Origin of the sequence: Olivibacter sp. EAT-5 (assembly GCF_044784325.1) — a bacterium.
Lineage (GTDB): Bacteria > Bacteroidota > Bacteroidia > Sphingobacteriales > Sphingobacteriaceae > Olivibacter > Olivibacter oleidegradans.
The window spans coordinates 5,179,688-5,195,334 of the sequence record NZ_CP173028.1; the positions used below are offsets into that span (position 1 = coordinate 5,179,688).

Below are 15,647 nucleotides of genomic sequence, written 5' to 3' on the forward strand. Positions count from 1 at the left end.
TTTCTTCTTTGGTATATCAATAGGTATCTCCTGTTATGTATAAATAATCGTATTGTGAAGCAAGCAATTGAATCTCGTGTATGATTTTATTTAATCTAGCCTGATCCTCTGCATTTACTTCCCGCAAATAGTCATTTGTGGTGATTACACCATGTTCTAATTGAGTAACCGCGGTTTTTTTTACTTTTTCGCGCAATGCGATAATCTCGTTGTCGGATTGCAATAAATCTTGGTAGCGTCGTATTGTCACTGATTCCCGCTTGGCTTGCGAATGTGTATTGAATAGAAATGTTTCTTTTTCGACTCCTATTGCCAATCGATTAATTTCCAAAATTGCTTTTTCCTTTTTTTGGGTGTACAGCCCCCCTAAATTCCAACTTAAGCGCAAGCCACCGATGTAATAAGCATCAAAACGAGGTTTTAGAATATTAAGAGCCGGCCTGCCGTAACCACCCTGAAAAAAGAAATCAAGTCGAGGCCTATTTCTCACATTAATCAATTCTTCCTGTACCGCAATATTCGTAAGTTGATCATCATACAAAGCAAGTTCCGGTCGTTGAATCGTCTTCGGTAGTATAGGTAATTCCGGCTTAATCAGTTTTGTACTGGCATCTAAAGTTTTATTAAGAAATAAACCGAGCACCTCCAAATAGGCCGTTCGATTCGCCTTCAAATCAACCGCGTGCTGCGCTGCTTTTAACAATTCGGCCTTCAAAACGTTAAGATCCGCCTCCAGGGCAGTCCCATTGGTAACTGCCGCTTCGACTTTATCCAGCCCTAGCTGGATATCCTTCATTAACAGTTGATTCTGGTTTAATTGCTCTTCTATCATTAAGATGCTGAAAAAAAGCTGGTTTATCCGGTCCTTTAGTTGATAAAGCGCTACTGAAAGACTTTGCTCTTCAATCGCCGATGTAGACCGATGTAGCTCAATCTTTTGCTTAATGTTTCCCCCGTCATAAATCGTTTGATTTAGCTCGCCATAGAACTTATACTGATCTTTGGTCAACTGCGGGATTTCAATACCCTGCATTTGAATAGGAATTTCAGTAACGGCCGACTGATACGTTGCTTGTGCATTAATAATAAACTGAGGCAAATAACCCTTTGCCGCCTTTTCAATGGCGTACGCCTTACTTCTTTCCACTAAGTCGCGCTTCTTAATAAGCGGGTAATTAACTTGTGCCTGATTTTGACAATCATCTAAAGTGAGACTTAATTGTCCATAAAGCTCTGGACTGAATACGATTAATATCAGCCCTATCCATAGTGCCTTACTTCTCATTGCTTGTTGTTTTTTCTAATCTTCGTCTGCTAATAGTGACAAAAGATTTTCTAATTGTCATTATTCTAAATACTTCAAGTAATAACATTGGTCATACTTTTTAATCATTTGATTAGTTGCAAACCAAAAAAATTTGTTCTCCAACTAACATTCTTCAATCACGGCAAAGGTAGAGGTATTTTTTTGTTTAAAAAATATTTCTAATCATTTGATTAAAAATAAAGATCAAAAAAGTTTCTTCGCCAATTGATTGACAGTGTTTATATTTCCGTACGTAAAATGCTATTGAACCATAACGGGATCATTTTTTTCCGTTCTAGAATAAATTTTTTGAACTCGCCGCTTCTAAATGCGTCTGTTTGTGTAATAACGGGTTGAGCAAGTATAGGAAAAATGATCATGCTCAATAAATTCAAGATTAAGTGAAACACGTTAATATCAGGACGGAGCTCGTTTAATTGTTCATAAAATTTAGAAGTCATCAGCTTCCCTGATATTCGGCTACTAAACAACTTGGGATTGTTTTTTATCTCGCTCAATACAAATATAGGTAGATCCGGATTGTGTAGAAGCATATCAATATAATCATTCGCAACTGCCTGCACCTTTTGCTCCAATGAACTGTCTTCATCGTTGAGAAGCCTCACAATCATCCCAAAAAATTGTTCAAACTTCTCTTCCATAATGATGTGGAACAATTTCTCTTTACTCCTAAAATAGTAATTTAATAAAGCTAGATTCAAGCCAGCTTCATCTGCAATATCCCTTGTGCGAGTAGCTGCAAACCCTTTTCTTGTAAAAACAATTCTTGCAGCTTCTTTTATTTTTTCTTCCGTTGAAATATCTTTATCTTTCTTAACCATTTTATGCGATCTAAATTTAGGCCAAAAGTAAGGAGGAGTATAACAATTTAAAAACAAAATTTAATCATTTATTTAAAAAAGTACGCAATCACCGGTTATAGCGCCAACTTGTATTTCATATTGTCGCTATTCCGCTTTCGCAAATAGTCGTATCTTCGAACTACTTCATTATTTGAATATGGAAAGTTTTAAAAGTTCAGACGATTTCTATAGGGCTCAGCAACAATGGCGCGACGAGCTCTATGAATTAAGAAAGCTCATAGTATCTACGGGTCTAAAAGAAGAACTCAAATGGGGCGGTCCCGTTTATACGCATAATGGCAAGAACATAGTAGGCTTAGCGGGATTTAAATCTTATTTTGGTATCTGGTTCTATCAGGGCGTCTTTTTGAAGGATCCGCACCATTTACTCATTAATGCTCAAAACGGCACTACAAAAGCGTTACGCCAAATGCGTTTCACAACGCTCGAAGAGGCCGATTTAGGCATTATACGAACTTACGTGCTGGAAGCGATGAGCAATCAGGAAAAGGGAATTGCAATCAAAGCGGATAGAAACAAACCAATTATAGTGCCTCAAGAACTGAACTCCGTTTTTGACAAAAATCCCGAGCTAAAGGAGTGTTTTGATCAACTGAAAAAGACTCAGCGACGGGAATTCACGGAATACATTGAATCGGCCAAACAAGAAACGACTAAAAAAAATCGTATGGAAAAAATCATTCCGATGATTATCAAGGGAGTTGGGCTACACGATAAATATCGCGGGTAGCCGGTAAATAAAAAACCCGGTATTTGGGATACCGGGTAAAAACATACGTTTTTATCAACCTAAACCTATTGATAAAATAACGGTACGATATCGAGATTATTATATCCTTTTAATTTTTTTTTATTTTTTTTTGCTACTTCATCAAATTCGTCGGTAAAGTCCCAACTTTATGAGAAGTTGAACTTCCTCCCTGCTAATATCGCCAATAGCATATTGCGTAATCCCATTAATTTTCATTTCATCGAGTATATTCACCAGATCGCTATAACTCGACAGGTTGCTTGGGCGAATAATAACCATTAAAGGCTTGGTGGAGCCGACTTGCTGACTCTTTATCTTTGTCATCTTATCTTTTAGCTCCGCTCTTATTCCATTCCTTCCAAAATCAGTTACTTTTGGGCCTTCGATCGGAGTTTTCTGAAGCCCCCAATACCATGCCGCTTGATGATTGGCACCAAGCAATATCGTCATCGTGCGTTTGTCAGAAAAACCGGTGGCCTTCCCTAAATCTACTTTATCCGGCAGTGCAATGTCCATCATCTTCGGTTTGGCCAAGCTCGTTGTTAACATAAAGAAGGTTATTAGCAAGAAGGCTAAATCCACCATTGGTGTAAGGTCAACCCTTGGTTGCATCTTACCGCGTATTAATTCCGCCATGACGTAATTGATTAGTAATAACTTTTATATTAGATGCCAAAAACGAATCGATTCCATAACAGCTATTATGGCTTACGTCTTTTAGAGATTACGCAGAATGCGCACCATAGTATAAGATGTAGGTAGTTTAGGATGAGACCTATTCTTTAAAAAATTTAACATGGCTGATCATTTCCAACTTTTTGATTTCTTCGGTACTAAGATCGTTGGTATCTTCAAGCTTTTTGGCGATCAATTCATTGCAAAATATATTCCCGTAGCTATAGGTATGGATGCGCATCAGTTCAGAAACGCTTAATTCATCAGCAAAAAGTACAAGAATATCTTCAGGAATTTCGAAATCGTCAGCCTCAACGTGTCCGATATACCGAAATTTCGTAGACTTCCACACAAGAAAAAGCTTACGTGCGTTGACGTTTTCTCCGAAGAAATTAAAAATTCGCGTCAGTAGCTCATTTCTCTTTTCCAATCCCATACTTCTTGTAAATACTTTTTCAAGAAACTCCCCATAAAACAAAAATTTATCGTCCGGTAACTTGCTTGTAAAGTATGTGGTAACCTCTTGAAAAATTTGCTCGCGTGATTTCCCATTGAGGTATTGATAAGCAGCCAATTCAGCAAGTGACAGGTGATTGCTTTTTGGCATAGTCGATCGTTCGCTTAGTTCTTTAGTTGCATTACTCCCCTTTAACGCCAGCGAAGCGATCAATTCCCAGTCGTGCACATCACCAACTAAACGTGAATGGATTGCTACCGCGTTGTGGCTCTTTGGATCGACACGTCTTTTAAACAGAATGGCATCTCTTGAAGATAAATTGGTCGGTTTCAACTTAAAACTCTTAATATGAACGAATACCTGACCGCTCACTGTATCTGCTACACCGAAACCTTTCGAATTATTGAACCACTTAATCACTCCTATTTCCATAGTTCTCGATTTTATGAAGAAGGATGAAAAGGTAAACTGAAATAAATGAAACGTCTTAGTTAATCGCTCCAATGAACACCTTAACAACAAGAATTTCAAACATTAACGGCACTTAATTTAAAGAATTATCTATCTTCATTGCAAGATACCGAATATTTTTTAAAACGCAAAAGCAAGCTAGCCTTTGTCCTTATTTATTCCGGATTCACGGGAAAACCGTATACAAGCTCATTAGCTTCCTGGTAAATTTTCTTTCTGCGATAGGTGGTGGTATTTAAATGTTCAAGTATTCGAGGCTCATCCAGAATGTCTTTCACAAGCATATAATTTAAAGAAAGCAACTTATCTTTCTCCTGTGTATTAATGGAAGTCAGGCAAGTTAAGGGATATAGGCCGGCGCTATCAACTCGGTTTTTTATGCTCAAACCATTGGGATAATCCCAGGAGAGCAAATTCAGCTTATAATAATTTGCGAATTCGATTGCATCTTTCGTTAAATACGCATTCGTAACAAGCCAGGCTTGTGTAAATTTAATGGGGCGATCAAAGAAGTTGAATTCTTTATCGCTGAGATCAACAAATCGTGAGAGAAAATACATGGGGTTTGTAACGCTAACCTTCGCATCAACCGTATTTCTGAATTTACATTCGATCAATAATAAATCATTATCTTTTTGGGCAATTACATCAACTTCATGACTTACCGCATTTCCTTCAAGTATGAGACTCGTCAACGTGTGATGATTTGTATGTTCAAATAATCTTGCCACCCATTTTTCAAAAAGATAGCCTGTGGGCCCTAGGTCACGAAGTGCCTTCTTAAGGCTGTAACGAGCAGCTAACGAATTTCGCTGCTGCTTTAATAGTTGAAAAGCTAACCGATATAACTGTTTAGTAGACATACCATCAAATATCGTTTTGTTCATCTTTTCCCAAACGAGTTCAACGGTCTCATTCGAAGCCCCGGATTTTGTCAACGAACCTTTCAATCGCTGTAAATCAAAATCAACTAATTCCCCCGAGTATTTTCTTACCTTCATGTTTCCTTGTATTTTTTGATCTTTAAAAATGGCAATTTTAAATAGTATTTTTCTAAAGTTGGTATAGAGAAGCTTAATTTTCTCTAGTATTTTCTTCCTGCCTCTTTACATACTGTTTCCCGAAGTTGTTTGTTCTTCTTTTGTAACTAAATCAAAACTACTGCTGTTACTCCGTTAAAAGCCGATAAATCACATTATAAAAAATGAACAAAAAGACCAAACACTTAATAAGACATAGATTTTTTAAAAAAACAGATTAAAAATGCCTTCAATTAAGTAAAAATCCACTTTTTTCATGAGTGAATAAGGATTAAGCGTTGTTCTGCTTTCATTGCTTCGGTGAAGCCCTAATTTACTTAATTATATATATTTGTTACGTGCTGGCCAGCGCAGGCGTATCCTGAAAAGCCGTGATAGAGTAAGGACAACGACAAAAATCTCTTTGTTATGAAAAAATTAGATTTAAACAACCTAGGCGTAGAAGAAATGAACGCTACCGAATTAAGAACCGTAGAAGGTGGCGGTCCTGTTAACGATTTATTGAATATTCTTGTAGGCGGTGTTGGCACAGTCCTTAACGATACATTCAAATTCGTAAACAAAACATTGGTGACTATTTTCCAAACACTTTCTTCATTATAAGACAAAGTGTTTAAAAAGCCACTAACAGTTATCCCCAAAAGGATAACTGTTAGGCTTATAACATGGCGGCACGTCCGCCTCAACCCTTTCCTCCTTTAGCGGCAACTGTTAACTATGAAATCATTTTATACAACAGGCGCAAGTTCATGCTTAAAAAAAACTGAACAAAAAGGCAAGGATCATTTAATCAACAACCTTCAGATAAAAAAAACGGCTAACGCATTATATTTCAGCAAGAAAACTACGTGTTTTAGCACTGACAACTTAATAATCCTAAACGGGCCACCCTTCCAACCGCAGCTCCTATTAGCTTATTAATTATATATATTTGTTACATGCTGGCCAGCATAGGCGTATCCTGAAAGGCCTTAAAAGAGTAAGGACAATAAGCAAAAATCTCTTTGTTATGAAAAATTTAAATTTGAACAACTTTGGTGTTGAAGAAATGAACGCTTCTGAATTAAGAACTGTAGAAGGAGGAGGTCCTGTTAATGACTTATTAGGTATTGTTGTAGGCGGTACTCGTACAATCCTTAAAGATACTTTTGAGTATGTAGGCAAAACTGCAACAACCCTTCTTCAGACTATTTTCTCTCTATAGATTACAGTTCTAATAACAACATTAACGGTAGCCTTTAACGAAGGCGACTGTTAATGTTTAACCAGTCCGGCAAATATTATCGGCAGCCCAAAGCTCCGCAACTCATTTATGTTTTGGCGCAATTTGGGATGATCGGTAAGCGAGCAATCAACAACCAAGTCTCAGGATTATGTCAATGCCTATCTATTCAGTAGAAACAATCAGTAATACATCCATTGTTTATACTGCACGTGTCAAAAAAACAACACAGATTATTTATCTCGGCATTTTATTATTATTTATATTGGCATTTGCTTCTCTCCCATTAGTAACAATAAATATAAGCGTAAAGGGCAGCGGCCTATTGCAGTCTTCAATTGAAAAAACAGACGTTAGCATTCCTGTTAACGGAAGATTGGTATATTTCAATTTAAAAGACAATCAAAAAATGACATTAGGCGACACACTGTTGATCATCGACGGAAGCTCGTCCAATAAACAAGACCTCTTGGTAAAGGGAAGGCAACAAGAAATCTCTTTATTTGTTAAAGATCTTCATACCTTAATCAGGCAGGCTAATGCCGAAGATTTCAGCCCTCCCAATCTTCAATCAGGACAATACTTTGCCATCTGGCAACAATATATACAAGAAGTTGAAAACGCCCGAATTGCCAAAGAGCAAGCGGAAAACACATTTAATCGCTATAGTAAGCTATATAAAAAGAAGATGCTATCTTCAGCAGAATATGACAAATACGATTTTGAGTATAAGCAAGCGTCTGCCGCTTTAGCAATGGTTTCAAGAAAATATAAGGCTCAGTGGCAAACAGAGGTCAATCAATTACAAAACGAACTGCGTCAATTATTAAGTCAGCAAATTGATATCAATGAACAAAGAAAACAGTTTGTGGTAACGGCCCCTATTGACGGTTCGGTGCAAAATTTAGTGGGCATGCAGAAGGGAACTTATGTTTTCGCAAACCAAAAGGTAGCTGAAATTTCTCCCGACACCACCCTACTGGCTTTCTGCTATATAAATCCTTCCGATATTGGTTTAATAAAAAAAGAACAAGAAGTTCGCTTTCAAATAGATGCTTTCAATTATAATCAATGGGGGCTGTTAACAGGGCGGGTAATTGATATTTCTGACGACATCGTCATGTTGAACGACAAACAACCGGTTTTTAAGGTGCGTTGCGCTTTGAATAATGATCATCTTACATTGAAAAACGGCTATAAAGGCTACGTAAAGAAGGGCATGAGTTTTACGGCAAGATTTTCTGTTACCGAAAGAACGCTGTTTCAATTACTATATGATAAAGTGGACAACTGGTTAAATCCCAATATAAAGGCGGCATCGTAGCCTGTAGCAAAGTGCTGTGTACGAGATCGCAAATTAGAAAGAAGTTTATGACTAAGAGAGTAAAACAACGTGATATAACCGACTGTGGGGCTGCTTGTATTGCATCTGTTGCCGCTCACTATAAATTGGCAATTTCCGTAGCGAATGTAAGGCAGATGGCAGGGACGGATAAAAAAGGAACCACGGTACTCGGCATCTTAGAAGCGGCCCAATTGTTAGGCTTTGAGGCAAAAGGAGTTAGGGGACCCTTTGAAAGCCTTTTTAAAATTCCTAAACCGGCCATTGCTCATATCGTAGTGGAGGGAGTGCTGCAGCACTATGTTGTCATATATAAAGTGACGAAGCACTGGATTGAGGTCATGGATCCACTGGATGGCCAATTTCATAAGAAATCGCACGAAGACTTTAAAAAGATATGGACCGGTGCCCTTGTCTTATTGATTCCTTCGGAATCATTCGAAAAAGGCAGGAAAACAGCTAGTGCCTCTTACCGTTTCTGGAATCTTGTAAAGCCACAAACCGGAACGCTGATCCAAATATTGATGGGAGCCCTCGTATATACTATTTTGGGGTTATCTACGGCCATATTTGTACAGAAAATCGTAGATTTCGTTTTGGTTGACAGAAATGTCAACCTGTTGAATCTCATGAGTACAATGATGCTGGTTTTGCTCGGATTTCAACTATTTATTGGTGCCACAAAAACCATTTTCACACTAAAAATGGGACAAATTATTGATGCTCAACTTATACTTGGTTACTATAAGCACCTGTTAACATTGCCTCAAAAATTCTTTGACACCATGCGAGTCGGTGAGGTTATTTCAAGAATCAATGATGCTGTAAAAATCAGGATATTTCTCAATGAAGTAAGCGTTAACTTTTTGGTAAACATTTTCATTGTAACTTTTTCTTTTTTAATGATGTTTACCTACTACTGGAAACTGGGCTTACTTATACTTACCGTGATTCCAATGTATCTAGTAGTCTATTTTATAAGTAATAAACTGAATAAAAAGGCCCAAAGAACATTAATGGAGGATTCTGCTGAACTCGAATCTCAACTTGTTGAGAGCCTAAATTCTATTCGGACCATTAAACAGTTCGGCGCCGAAAGCTACGCCAATGAAAAAACCGAAACAAGATTCGTAAAGTTGTTGAAAACAGGATACCGTTCCAATTTGAATGGGGTGTTTTCTACTACCTCCTCGGAATTGATTTCAAGACTGATTACAATTGTTCTTTTATGGGTAGGAGCCACGTATGTCTTGAGCAACCAAATTACGCCGGGCGAACTCCTTTCATTTTATGCGCTCATCGGTTATTTTACGGGGCCCGTCACGTCGCTAATCACCATGAACAAAACAGTCCAGGATGCCATGATCGCTACCGACCGTCTTTTTGAAATACTCGATTTGGAGCGCGAAAAAGACAGCAGTGACCTCGAATTAACGAAAGAAAATATAGGCGACATCCAAATTAAGAACGTATCCTTTAGGTATGGAACACGAGATAACGTCTTTGACGAATTAAGCTTAACAATTCCCAAGGCGAAGTTTACCGCCATCGTTGGTGAAAGTGGATCCGGCAAGTCGACCCTCATTTCTATCTTGCAAAATCTTTATCCCGTTCAAAGTGGAACTATTACCATTGGCAAATACGATTTAAAGCACATAAAAAACACCTCTCTTCGCCAAACGATTTCTGTTGTACCTCAACATATTGATTTGTTTTCGGGCAATGTAGTAAGTAATATTGCGCTGGGAGACTATACCCCTGATATGCAGCGGATCATCGATATTACCACTCAGCTCGGAATTATAGATTTTATTGAATCGTTACCCCAAGGCTTCTACACCTCTATAGGGGAAAATGGTTTGTCACTTTCCGGTGGGCAACGCCAACGGATCGCTATAGCCCGAGCCTTATATCGAAATCCGGAGATTTTAATCCTTGATGAAGCAACATCTTCACTCGACTCCGCTTCAGAGAAATTTGTATTGAACACCATCGAACATCTGAAAAAAGAAAATAAAACCATTATTGTCATAGCACATCGCCTAAGCACACTTTATAGTGCCGACAAAATCATCGTCCTCGATAAAGGTAAGGTCATCGAACAGGGAACACATCAAGAATTACTACTAAGCACGGATTCGCTTTATGCACATTTATGGAAAATGCAATCCCAACAGCTCATTCTGAAAAACTAATTGGTGGTATATACACGCTGCGTTTAAGTGACTAACAAAGGGTTCTTGGTCCTTTGTCGCCGCTTTTTTAGGATCGTGCTCTTTAGTTTCATAAATGGATACTCAATAACCCGATTTAAAAGAAGTGCAATCAGTATACACATTAAGGCGCAGACAGCAACACGCCAGTTGCTATCAATTGGGATATCTAATGCGTTAAGAGGAGCCTGAAGTAGATGATTAACAAACTTGTGGCACAAATAAATACTATACGATAAAGTAGCGATTAACGCGCTAGTCCGCCATTTAAACCGATATAAAAAACTTGCAGGCAAAATGGCACTTAACACCATAAAACCAAAGGCAACAGAAATCAACGGAAAACCGAGAACGGTAGGCCAAAAACCGAGCCGATCCTCTTTTAATAGTAAATAGGCAACGGAAATCAACAATGCACCTATTATGAATAAGGCATTTGCATGCTTTTCAATTCGTTTTATCCATGTTGGGAAAAAGTTTACCAAGGCCGCAATCCCCACTCCTACCAGCAAACCGTCGAAACGATTATAAGTGGGATAATACACCCATTTATTATAAGCTACAAATCTTCCATCAGTTATATTATTTGCATAAAACGGTTCCACAAAATAAAACCAGTTCAGGGCCCTCGATAAAACGCTGAGCAAAAAAAATCCCAGTAACAGCCAAAAAGCTTTACCGGGGCGCGTCTCATCCCAAAAAGCACTTATATAGAAAGGGAGTGCCAAATAGAACTGCTCTTCGATACATAAAGACCAGGCATGCGAAAAGCTACCTTCCGTACCGAAATCCAAATCAAAATTCTGCGTAAACGTGAGAAACTGCCACCAAGGAGCGATTCCTTCGCGTTCGCGAATCATAGGAAACAAAAAATATAACGAGACAACGAAGAAATAAACAGGTAAGATCCGAAAACTTCTGCTAATGTAAAACTCCTGAAAGTTTATACGTCCAAGAGATATCATTTGACGAATTAATTGGTTTCCTATCAAAAAACCACTCAGCACAAAAAAAAGGTCAACACCTGTCCAACCAAAACTCCCGATGAGGTCAACCCATTCGGGTCTGACATAAGCTCGGTAATGACATAAAAAAACCAGAACAATAGCAAGCGCCCGCAAATGATCAAGCCCCGCTAAACGCTGGTTATCAGCGTCTATTAATTTCTTCCAATAAGTCATTAGTGTTAGTTATTAGTCAGTTAGCCGCAATATAGAACAAATTACCAATCGATCAAAAATTTCCACTCGTAAATATTTTTTCTATACATTAAGTTATGTAATTTCTTCCTGTCTTTTAAACATTATCTATATATTAGCTTTGAATGAAAACTTCAATCTCATTGGTATTATCTAGCGGTGGAGCGCGTGGCATAGCTCAAATTGGAGCAATTAAGGTATTAGAAGAACAAGGGTTCACCGTAAAATCCATTGCAGGCTCATCTATTGGCAGCCTTATTGGCGGATTATACGCCATGGGCAGATTGGACGATTTCACCTCATGGCTAAAAACATTAAAGCGACGGGATGTCTTTAACTTAATGGATTTCACGTGGAGTAGTTCAGGTGTCATGAAAGGGGAACGCGTTTTTAACAAAATTAAGAGCTTTATTCCCGATATGTATATTGAAGACATGCCCATTCCTTTCATTGCTGTATCTACTGATATACTTCATCAAAAAGAAATAACCTTTACACAAGGGAGCTTCTTTGACGCCGTAAGAGCCTCTATCGCTATCCCAGGTGTTTTTACGCCGGTTAATCATATGGACAATATCCTTGTAGATGGGGGCTTGATAAATCCATTACCACTCAATCATCTTCCTAATCAGGGAGACGCGCTGGTGGTAGCCATAAACCTAAATGCGCCGGAGGAAACAACTTTTTCATTGGCAAAGGCTAATAGTAAATACGGTGGCTACCTCACTATTACACAAAAAGCAATATTGACCATGCTTGGAAAGATTACAGAACTTTCCATTGACCTATATAAACCGGATATTGTCGTTCATATACCTCGGAATGTAGTAGGTGTTTGGGATTACCATAAGGCGGATTATCTTATCGAAATAGGAAGGCAAAGAACGTTGGCAGCTTTACATGATTTTTGTCAGGTAAGCACAGAAGGTGTGCCCAAAAACGTCAAACATAGTAACAATAACATAAAATGGAATCAACGTTAGAGGTTTGGATGCGGGGACCCATTGACGGTGTTCCTCCTTTATTGCAACCGGTAGCACATGCATTGCTTCAGGTAAAGGAAGAATTGACAAGCTTGCTAGCTGATTTTCCCAGAGAAAAACTTTGGGAAAGACCCGCAAACATCGCTTCTGTTGCCTTTCATTTACAACACATTACGGGAGTAATTGATCGTATGTTCACTTACGCGCAACAGCGGGCCTTATCAGACGAACAATTTGTTTACCTCCAAAACGAAGGGCAAAAAAAAGAATCGATTGATACCCATCAATTATTGAAGCAACTTGATAATCGCATTTCAAATGCTATTCAGGAGCTGAGAAAGATAGATCCTGCCTCACTAACAGAAGCAAGGGGTATTGGAAGAAAAAAAATCCCAACCACACTCATCGGTTTGCTTTTTCACGCAGTAGAGCATGCGCAACGTCATGTCGGACAAGCATTGGTAACCGCTAAAATCATTCTAAATAGCGCAGCAAGCACCGAGGACACCCTGTAAATATTCTTTTTCAGTCGCCTAAAACATAACAAAAATAGAAAAATTTGTATCTTGCGGAGTCTTTGGTATAATCATCCCAGTTGGACTTAATAAGTGAACCTTTACCTCATTAACCTCTCTTTTTTATTATAGCCCATATCTCTTCTATCGTGCCTAATTTTACCTGCACAAATTAATCCCTCCCCTAGTTTTAAAGTACTTGGCAAAGATCGGCTTATGAAGGCTATCCCTGCTGAACATAATGTTAAATTCAATAAACTATTAAATGAAACCATTAATATATAACAAGACGAACTTCTTTGTCTTAACAGGTGGCCCTGGTTCGGGCAAAACGTCATTAATACAGCAGCTACATAAAGAGGGGTTTCTAACTATAAACGAATCCGGTAGACGCATCATTCAGGAACAGAAAAAAATAGACGGCGATGCACTGCCTTGGAAGAATAAATTACACTTCGCTAAAAAAATGCTGGAAATTGATATGAAAAATTATCGAGAAAATCTACCAACACAAGCACCCGTCATTTTTGATCGTGGAATACCGGATATCCTGGGCTATGTTAAACTATGTCACTTAGATCCCTTTCCTTGTTTAGAACAGAGTGTTAATTCCTTTCGATATAATGCCTTTGTATTTATCCTCCCCCCCTGGCGGGCCATCTATCATCAAGATGCTGAGCGAAAGCAGAGCTTTTCATTAGCAATGGAAACGTATCGCATGATGCGAAGTATCTATACCTCATGCGGTTATAAACTTATTACTATACCAAAACTTAGCGTCGAAAATCGGGCGAATATCCTACTACAGCATATCAAAAATCAGCAAACATAAACGAATGATGCGATTCCGGCCCGTATTGTATTCAAAAAAAAAAGTCCTTAACCGGGGAGATTAAGGACTTTCATTAACCAATTATAAACCTAAATTATGATGATACAAAGATAACCGATTTTGGACACGATGACAAAAAGCCTTGCGACTTTAACAAAATTTTAACATTTCTTTGCTTCTTATTCTATTACAACAGCTGTTCCGCTCGCAGTAACCATAAGCATACTTCCTCCGTTTCCCACCGTTTCATAGTCAAGATCCACACCTACGATTGCGTTTGCTCCAATGGATGCGGCGTACTGTTGCATTTCAAAAACTGCGGTATCTTTTGCTTCCCTTAACACTTTTTCATATGAATTGGATCTGCCTCCTACAAAATCCCTTATTCCCGCAAATATATCCCTAAAAAAGTTAGCACCTATAATGGTTTCGCCACTTACCAAGCCGATATATTTTACTATTTTTTTACCTTCTACATTAGGTGTTGTTGTTATTAGCATGGCTTTTTTCTAGTTAGATGTAGAAAGGTGGCTATTGTTACAAAAAGGGAGCCGCTGTGATTTCCTTTTTTGAGTTTTTAACACATTACACCTTCTTGATATCTTCAAGCTTCCGATCATAGTATGTCGCATTTTGAATATTACTTTCGGTGCTCTCCTTTAGTATCTTTTCCGTCTCTTCCAGCTTAGTTTCCAGGTCTCGCAATTCAGGGCTTACATTTCCATCTAAGTACTTTTTGTACTTGGCCTTCAAAGATTTGCATTCACGAATATGGCTATTCAATTCTTTTTGCATGCTCGTAGCTAAGCTCTTTTGTTCTTTAAGTTCATACGCAGCTCTATTTTTATGTTTGCGTGCATATTCTTTCTTAAGGCGTTGCACGGATTCATCGATCTCCTTTGCGTTATCCTGTGTTTTTGAATCTTCCAATAATAAACTGTGAAAATACTCAAAATCTTTATCGATATCTTTATGGCTTCCTTTTGAATTCTTAATGGCTTCCTGTGCCATTTTAAATTGTTTATTCAGCATATTTAGGTTATAAAGTTGTACTTCCACTTTTTGCTTCAGTTCTTCTGCTTCACTCTTTTTTTCTTCGATTTTACCGACATGCGATACATCGCTTAAAACTAAAGCACTGGCCTGCGCGCTCAGTACAGAAGTACCCAATAGCGCTACGATTAATAATGTTTTCATTTTACTGATTTTAATTTTTTAACGTTCATGACCGAACGATTTTCATTCCTGTTATTTAATGGTAAAATATATTTGCCGGCCGGGCATATTAAGCGTTTTAATAATCTTTATCACCCCTCTAAGCTGTTACGCTTTTTGTATATAAGACGCTTTTGATGTAGAAACGTTGCAGGAATTTCTCGTTTTTTATGGTCTTTTCTACCAACAGGATAATTTTCTCTACGAACAGGCATTGCTTATCTTCCTATTTCTGCCAATGGAAGAAATAATGATAAAAGAACAAACCGGGGAGATATAATTATGTTACTAGTAAAGACAGGCATAATACTTTGTAATATGGACAATTTGAATAAAAGAAAGGTGAGTAAACAACAAAAAGCGCACAAAAAGCGGCAAGAAAAAAGCAATCCGCCAGAAACCAATCGCTCCGCTATTACCGGACACAACCTGGAAGATGACATTACAGGTGCTAATCCCGCAGGTTCGGCTGTCAGACCCGACATACTTCGAGAGGATCATCCCGGGCTTGCTAAATAGCGATGGCCATATTTTAGGTTGAA

Annotated in this window: 17 protein-coding genes; 9 read left to right on the plus strand and 8 right to left on the minus strand. The window is 38.2% G+C overall.

All coding sequences use genetic code 11. The features are described from left to right. Positions 1–16: 16 nt before the first annotated feature. Together ACH11B_RS21645 and ACH11B_RS21650 are read right to left on the minus strand one after the other, a co-directional pair. Positions 17–1,285: a TolC family protein gene (locus ACH11B_RS21645; RefSeq protein WP_130855718.1), complete on the minus strand. Its 1,269-nt coding sequence runs from the start codon at positions 1,283–1,285 to the stop codon at positions 17–19. A 260-nt stretch (positions 1,286–1,545) separates the two neighbouring features. Continuing rightward, the gene (locus tag ACH11B_RS21650; RefSeq protein WP_013667334.1) at positions 1,546–2,148 is read right to left on the minus strand and encodes a TetR/AcrR family transcriptional regulator; all 603 of its coding nucleotides are present in this window, start codon (positions 2,146–2,148) and stop codon (positions 1,546–1,548) included. A 178-nt stretch (positions 2,149–2,326) separates the two neighbouring features. Between ACH11B_RS21650 and ACH11B_RS21655 the strand changes: the two genes are divergently transcribed. Beyond that, entirely contained in the window at positions 2,327–2,920 is a 594-nt protein-coding gene (locus tag ACH11B_RS21655; RefSeq protein WP_377608652.1) for a YdeI family protein, read from the plus strand. A gap of 141 nt (positions 2,921–3,061) precedes the next feature. Here the strand turns inward: ACH11B_RS21655 and ACH11B_RS21660 are convergent, their stop codons facing one another. The 3 genes from ACH11B_RS21660 to ACH11B_RS21670 all read right to left on the minus strand — a co-directional run bounded on the left by ACH11B_RS21660 (position 3,062) and on the right by ACH11B_RS21670 (position 5,545). Beyond that, positions 3,062–3,577 carry an ExbD/TolR family protein gene (locus ACH11B_RS21660; protein ID WP_377608650.1) on the minus strand — a complete coding sequence of 172 codons (516 nt, stop codon included), beginning with the start codon at positions 3,575–3,577 and terminating at the stop codon, positions 3,062–3,064. 139 nt (positions 3,578–3,716) lie between these two features. Further along, a complete protein-coding gene (locus tag ACH11B_RS21665; RefSeq protein WP_013667337.1) occupies positions 3,717–4,505 on the minus strand; it encodes a cold-shock protein in 789 nt (262 codons plus the stop codon). 194 nt (positions 4,506–4,699) lie between these two features. After that, positions 4,700–5,545, minus strand: a complete 846-nt coding sequence (locus tag ACH11B_RS21670; protein ID WP_013667338.1) for a restriction endonuclease — start codon at positions 5,543–5,545, stop codon at positions 4,700–4,702. A gap of 447 nt (positions 5,546–5,992) precedes the next feature. On the opposite strand from ACH11B_RS21670, the gene ACH11B_RS21675 reads away from it, so the two are divergent. From ACH11B_RS21675 to ACH11B_RS21690, 4 genes are all read left to right on the plus strand, one after another. Next, positions 5,993–6,187, plus strand: coding sequence for a hypothetical protein (locus ACH11B_RS21675; protein ID WP_013667339.1), 195 nt, complete (start codon positions 5,993–5,995; stop codon positions 6,185–6,187). 406 nt (positions 6,188–6,593) lie between these two features. Next, positions 6,594–6,788: a hypothetical protein gene (locus ACH11B_RS21680; protein ID WP_013667340.1), complete on the plus strand. Its 195-nt coding sequence runs from the start codon at positions 6,594–6,596 to the stop codon at positions 6,786–6,788. Positions 6,789–6,963: 175 nt separating this feature from the next. Beyond that, positions 6,964–8,130 carry an HlyD family secretion protein gene (locus ACH11B_RS21685; RefSeq protein ID WP_242627168.1) on the plus strand — a complete coding sequence of 389 codons (1,167 nt, stop codon included), beginning with the start codon at positions 6,964–6,966 and terminating at the stop codon, positions 8,128–8,130. A 47-nt stretch (positions 8,131–8,177) separates the two neighbouring features. Then, positions 8,178–10,343, plus strand: a complete 2,166-nt coding sequence (locus ACH11B_RS21690; RefSeq protein WP_377608647.1) for a peptidase domain-containing ABC transporter — start codon at positions 8,178–8,180, stop codon at positions 10,341–10,343. 23 nt (positions 10,344–10,366) lie between these two features. On the opposite strand, the gene ACH11B_RS21695 is transcribed toward ACH11B_RS21690, so the two are convergent. Further along, on the minus strand, positions 10,367–11,542 hold the full coding sequence (locus ACH11B_RS21695) for an acyltransferase family protein (RefSeq protein ID WP_377608645.1): 1,176 nt from the start codon (positions 11,540–11,542) through the stop codon (positions 10,367–10,369). Positions 11,543–11,685: 143 nt separating this feature from the next. Between ACH11B_RS21695 and ACH11B_RS21700 the strand changes: the two genes are divergently transcribed. From ACH11B_RS21700 to ACH11B_RS21710, 3 genes are all read left to right on the plus strand, one after another. Then, complete coding sequence (locus ACH11B_RS21700) at positions 11,686–12,543, plus strand: patatin-like phospholipase family protein (RefSeq protein ID WP_013667344.1); 858 nt, start codon at positions 11,686–11,688, stop codon at positions 12,541–12,543. Continuing rightward, positions 12,528–13,058 carry a DinB family protein gene (locus ACH11B_RS21705; protein WP_377608643.1) on the plus strand — a complete coding sequence of 177 codons (531 nt, stop codon included), beginning with the start codon at positions 12,528–12,530 and terminating at the stop codon, positions 13,056–13,058. The genes ACH11B_RS21700 and ACH11B_RS21705 overlap by 16 nt, the downstream gene beginning before the upstream one ends. 265 nt (positions 13,059–13,323) lie before the next feature. Next, positions 13,324–13,890, plus strand: a complete 567-nt coding sequence (locus ACH11B_RS21710; protein WP_013667346.1) for an AAA family ATPase — start codon at positions 13,324–13,326, stop codon at positions 13,888–13,890. Positions 13,891–14,069: 179 nt separating this feature from the next. Here the strand turns inward: ACH11B_RS21710 and ACH11B_RS21715 are convergent, their stop codons facing one another. Continuing rightward, the gene (locus ACH11B_RS21715) at positions 14,070–14,390 is read right to left on the minus strand and encodes a heavy metal-binding domain-containing protein (protein ID WP_013667347.1); all 321 of its coding nucleotides are present in this window, start codon (positions 14,388–14,390) and stop codon (positions 14,070–14,072) included. A gap of 85 nt (positions 14,391–14,475) precedes the next feature. Continuing rightward, positions 14,476–15,087, minus strand: a complete 612-nt coding sequence (locus tag ACH11B_RS21720; RefSeq protein ID WP_130855713.1) for a hypothetical protein — start codon at positions 15,085–15,087, stop codon at positions 14,476–14,478. A gap of 336 nt (positions 15,088–15,423) precedes the next feature. On the opposite strand from ACH11B_RS21720, the gene ACH11B_RS21725 reads away from it, so the two are divergent. Next, complete coding sequence (locus ACH11B_RS21725; protein WP_013667350.1) at positions 15,424–15,624, plus strand: hypothetical protein; 201 nt, start codon at positions 15,424–15,426, stop codon at positions 15,622–15,624. The last annotated feature ends 23 nt before the right edge of the window (positions 15,625–15,647 follow it).

What these genes read in the sequence shown, in the direction of transcription:
- ACH11B_RS21645 (WP_130855718.1), bottom strand. Translation starts at nt 1,285, where the DNA reads ATGAGAAGTAAGGCACTATGGATAGGGCTGATATTAATCGTATTCAGT.
- ACH11B_RS21650 (WP_013667334.1), bottom strand. Translation starts at nt 2,148, where the DNA reads ATGGTTAAGAAAGATAAAGATATTTCAACGGAAGAAAAAATAAAAGAA.
- ACH11B_RS21655 (WP_377608652.1), top strand. Translation starts at nt 2,327, where the DNA reads ATGGAAAGTTTTAAAAGTTCAGACGATTTCTATAGGGCTCAGCAACAA.
- ACH11B_RS21660 (WP_377608650.1), bottom strand. Translation starts at nt 3,577, where the DNA reads ATGGCGGAATTAATACGCGGTAAGATGCAACCAAGGGTTGACCTTACA.
- ACH11B_RS21665 (WP_013667337.1), bottom strand. Translation starts at nt 4,505, where the DNA reads ATGGAAATAGGAGTGATTAAGTGGTTCAATAATTCGAAAGGTTTCGGT.
- ACH11B_RS21670 (WP_013667338.1), bottom strand. Translation starts at nt 5,545, where the DNA reads ATGAAGGTAAGAAAATACTCGGGGGAATTAGTTGATTTTGATTTACAG.
- ACH11B_RS21675 (WP_013667339.1), top strand. Translation starts at nt 5,993, where the DNA reads ATGAAAAAATTAGATTTAAACAACCTAGGCGTAGAAGAAATGAACGCT.
- ACH11B_RS21680 (WP_013667340.1), top strand. Translation starts at nt 6,594, where the DNA reads ATGAAAAATTTAAATTTGAACAACTTTGGTGTTGAAGAAATGAACGCT.
- ACH11B_RS21685 (WP_242627168.1), top strand. Translation starts at nt 6,964, where the DNA reads ATGCCTATCTATTCAGTAGAAACAATCAGTAATACATCCATTGTTTAT.
- ACH11B_RS21690 (WP_377608647.1), top strand. Translation starts at nt 8,178, where the DNA reads ATGACTAAGAGAGTAAAACAACGTGATATAACCGACTGTGGGGCTGCT.
- ACH11B_RS21695 (WP_377608645.1), bottom strand. Translation starts at nt 11,542, where the DNA reads ATGACTTATTGGAAGAAATTAATAGACGCTGATAACCAGCGTTTAGCG.
- ACH11B_RS21700 (WP_013667344.1), top strand. Translation starts at nt 11,686, where the DNA reads ATGAAAACTTCAATCTCATTGGTATTATCTAGCGGTGGAGCGCGTGGC.
- ACH11B_RS21705 (WP_377608643.1), top strand. Translation starts at nt 12,528, where the DNA reads ATGGAATCAACGTTAGAGGTTTGGATGCGGGGACCCATTGACGGTGTT.
- ACH11B_RS21710 (WP_013667346.1), top strand. Translation starts at nt 13,324, where the DNA reads ATGAAACCATTAATATATAACAAGACGAACTTCTTTGTCTTAACAGGT.
- ACH11B_RS21715 (WP_013667347.1), bottom strand. Translation starts at nt 14,390, where the DNA reads ATGCTAATAACAACAACACCTAATGTAGAAGGTAAAAAAATAGTAAAA.
- ACH11B_RS21720 (WP_130855713.1), bottom strand. Translation starts at nt 15,087, where the DNA reads ATGAAAACATTATTAATCGTAGCGCTATTGGGTACTTCTGTACTGAGC.
- ACH11B_RS21725 (WP_013667350.1), top strand. Translation starts at nt 15,424, where the DNA reads ATGGACAATTTGAATAAAAGAAAGGTGAGTAAACAACAAAAAGCGCAC.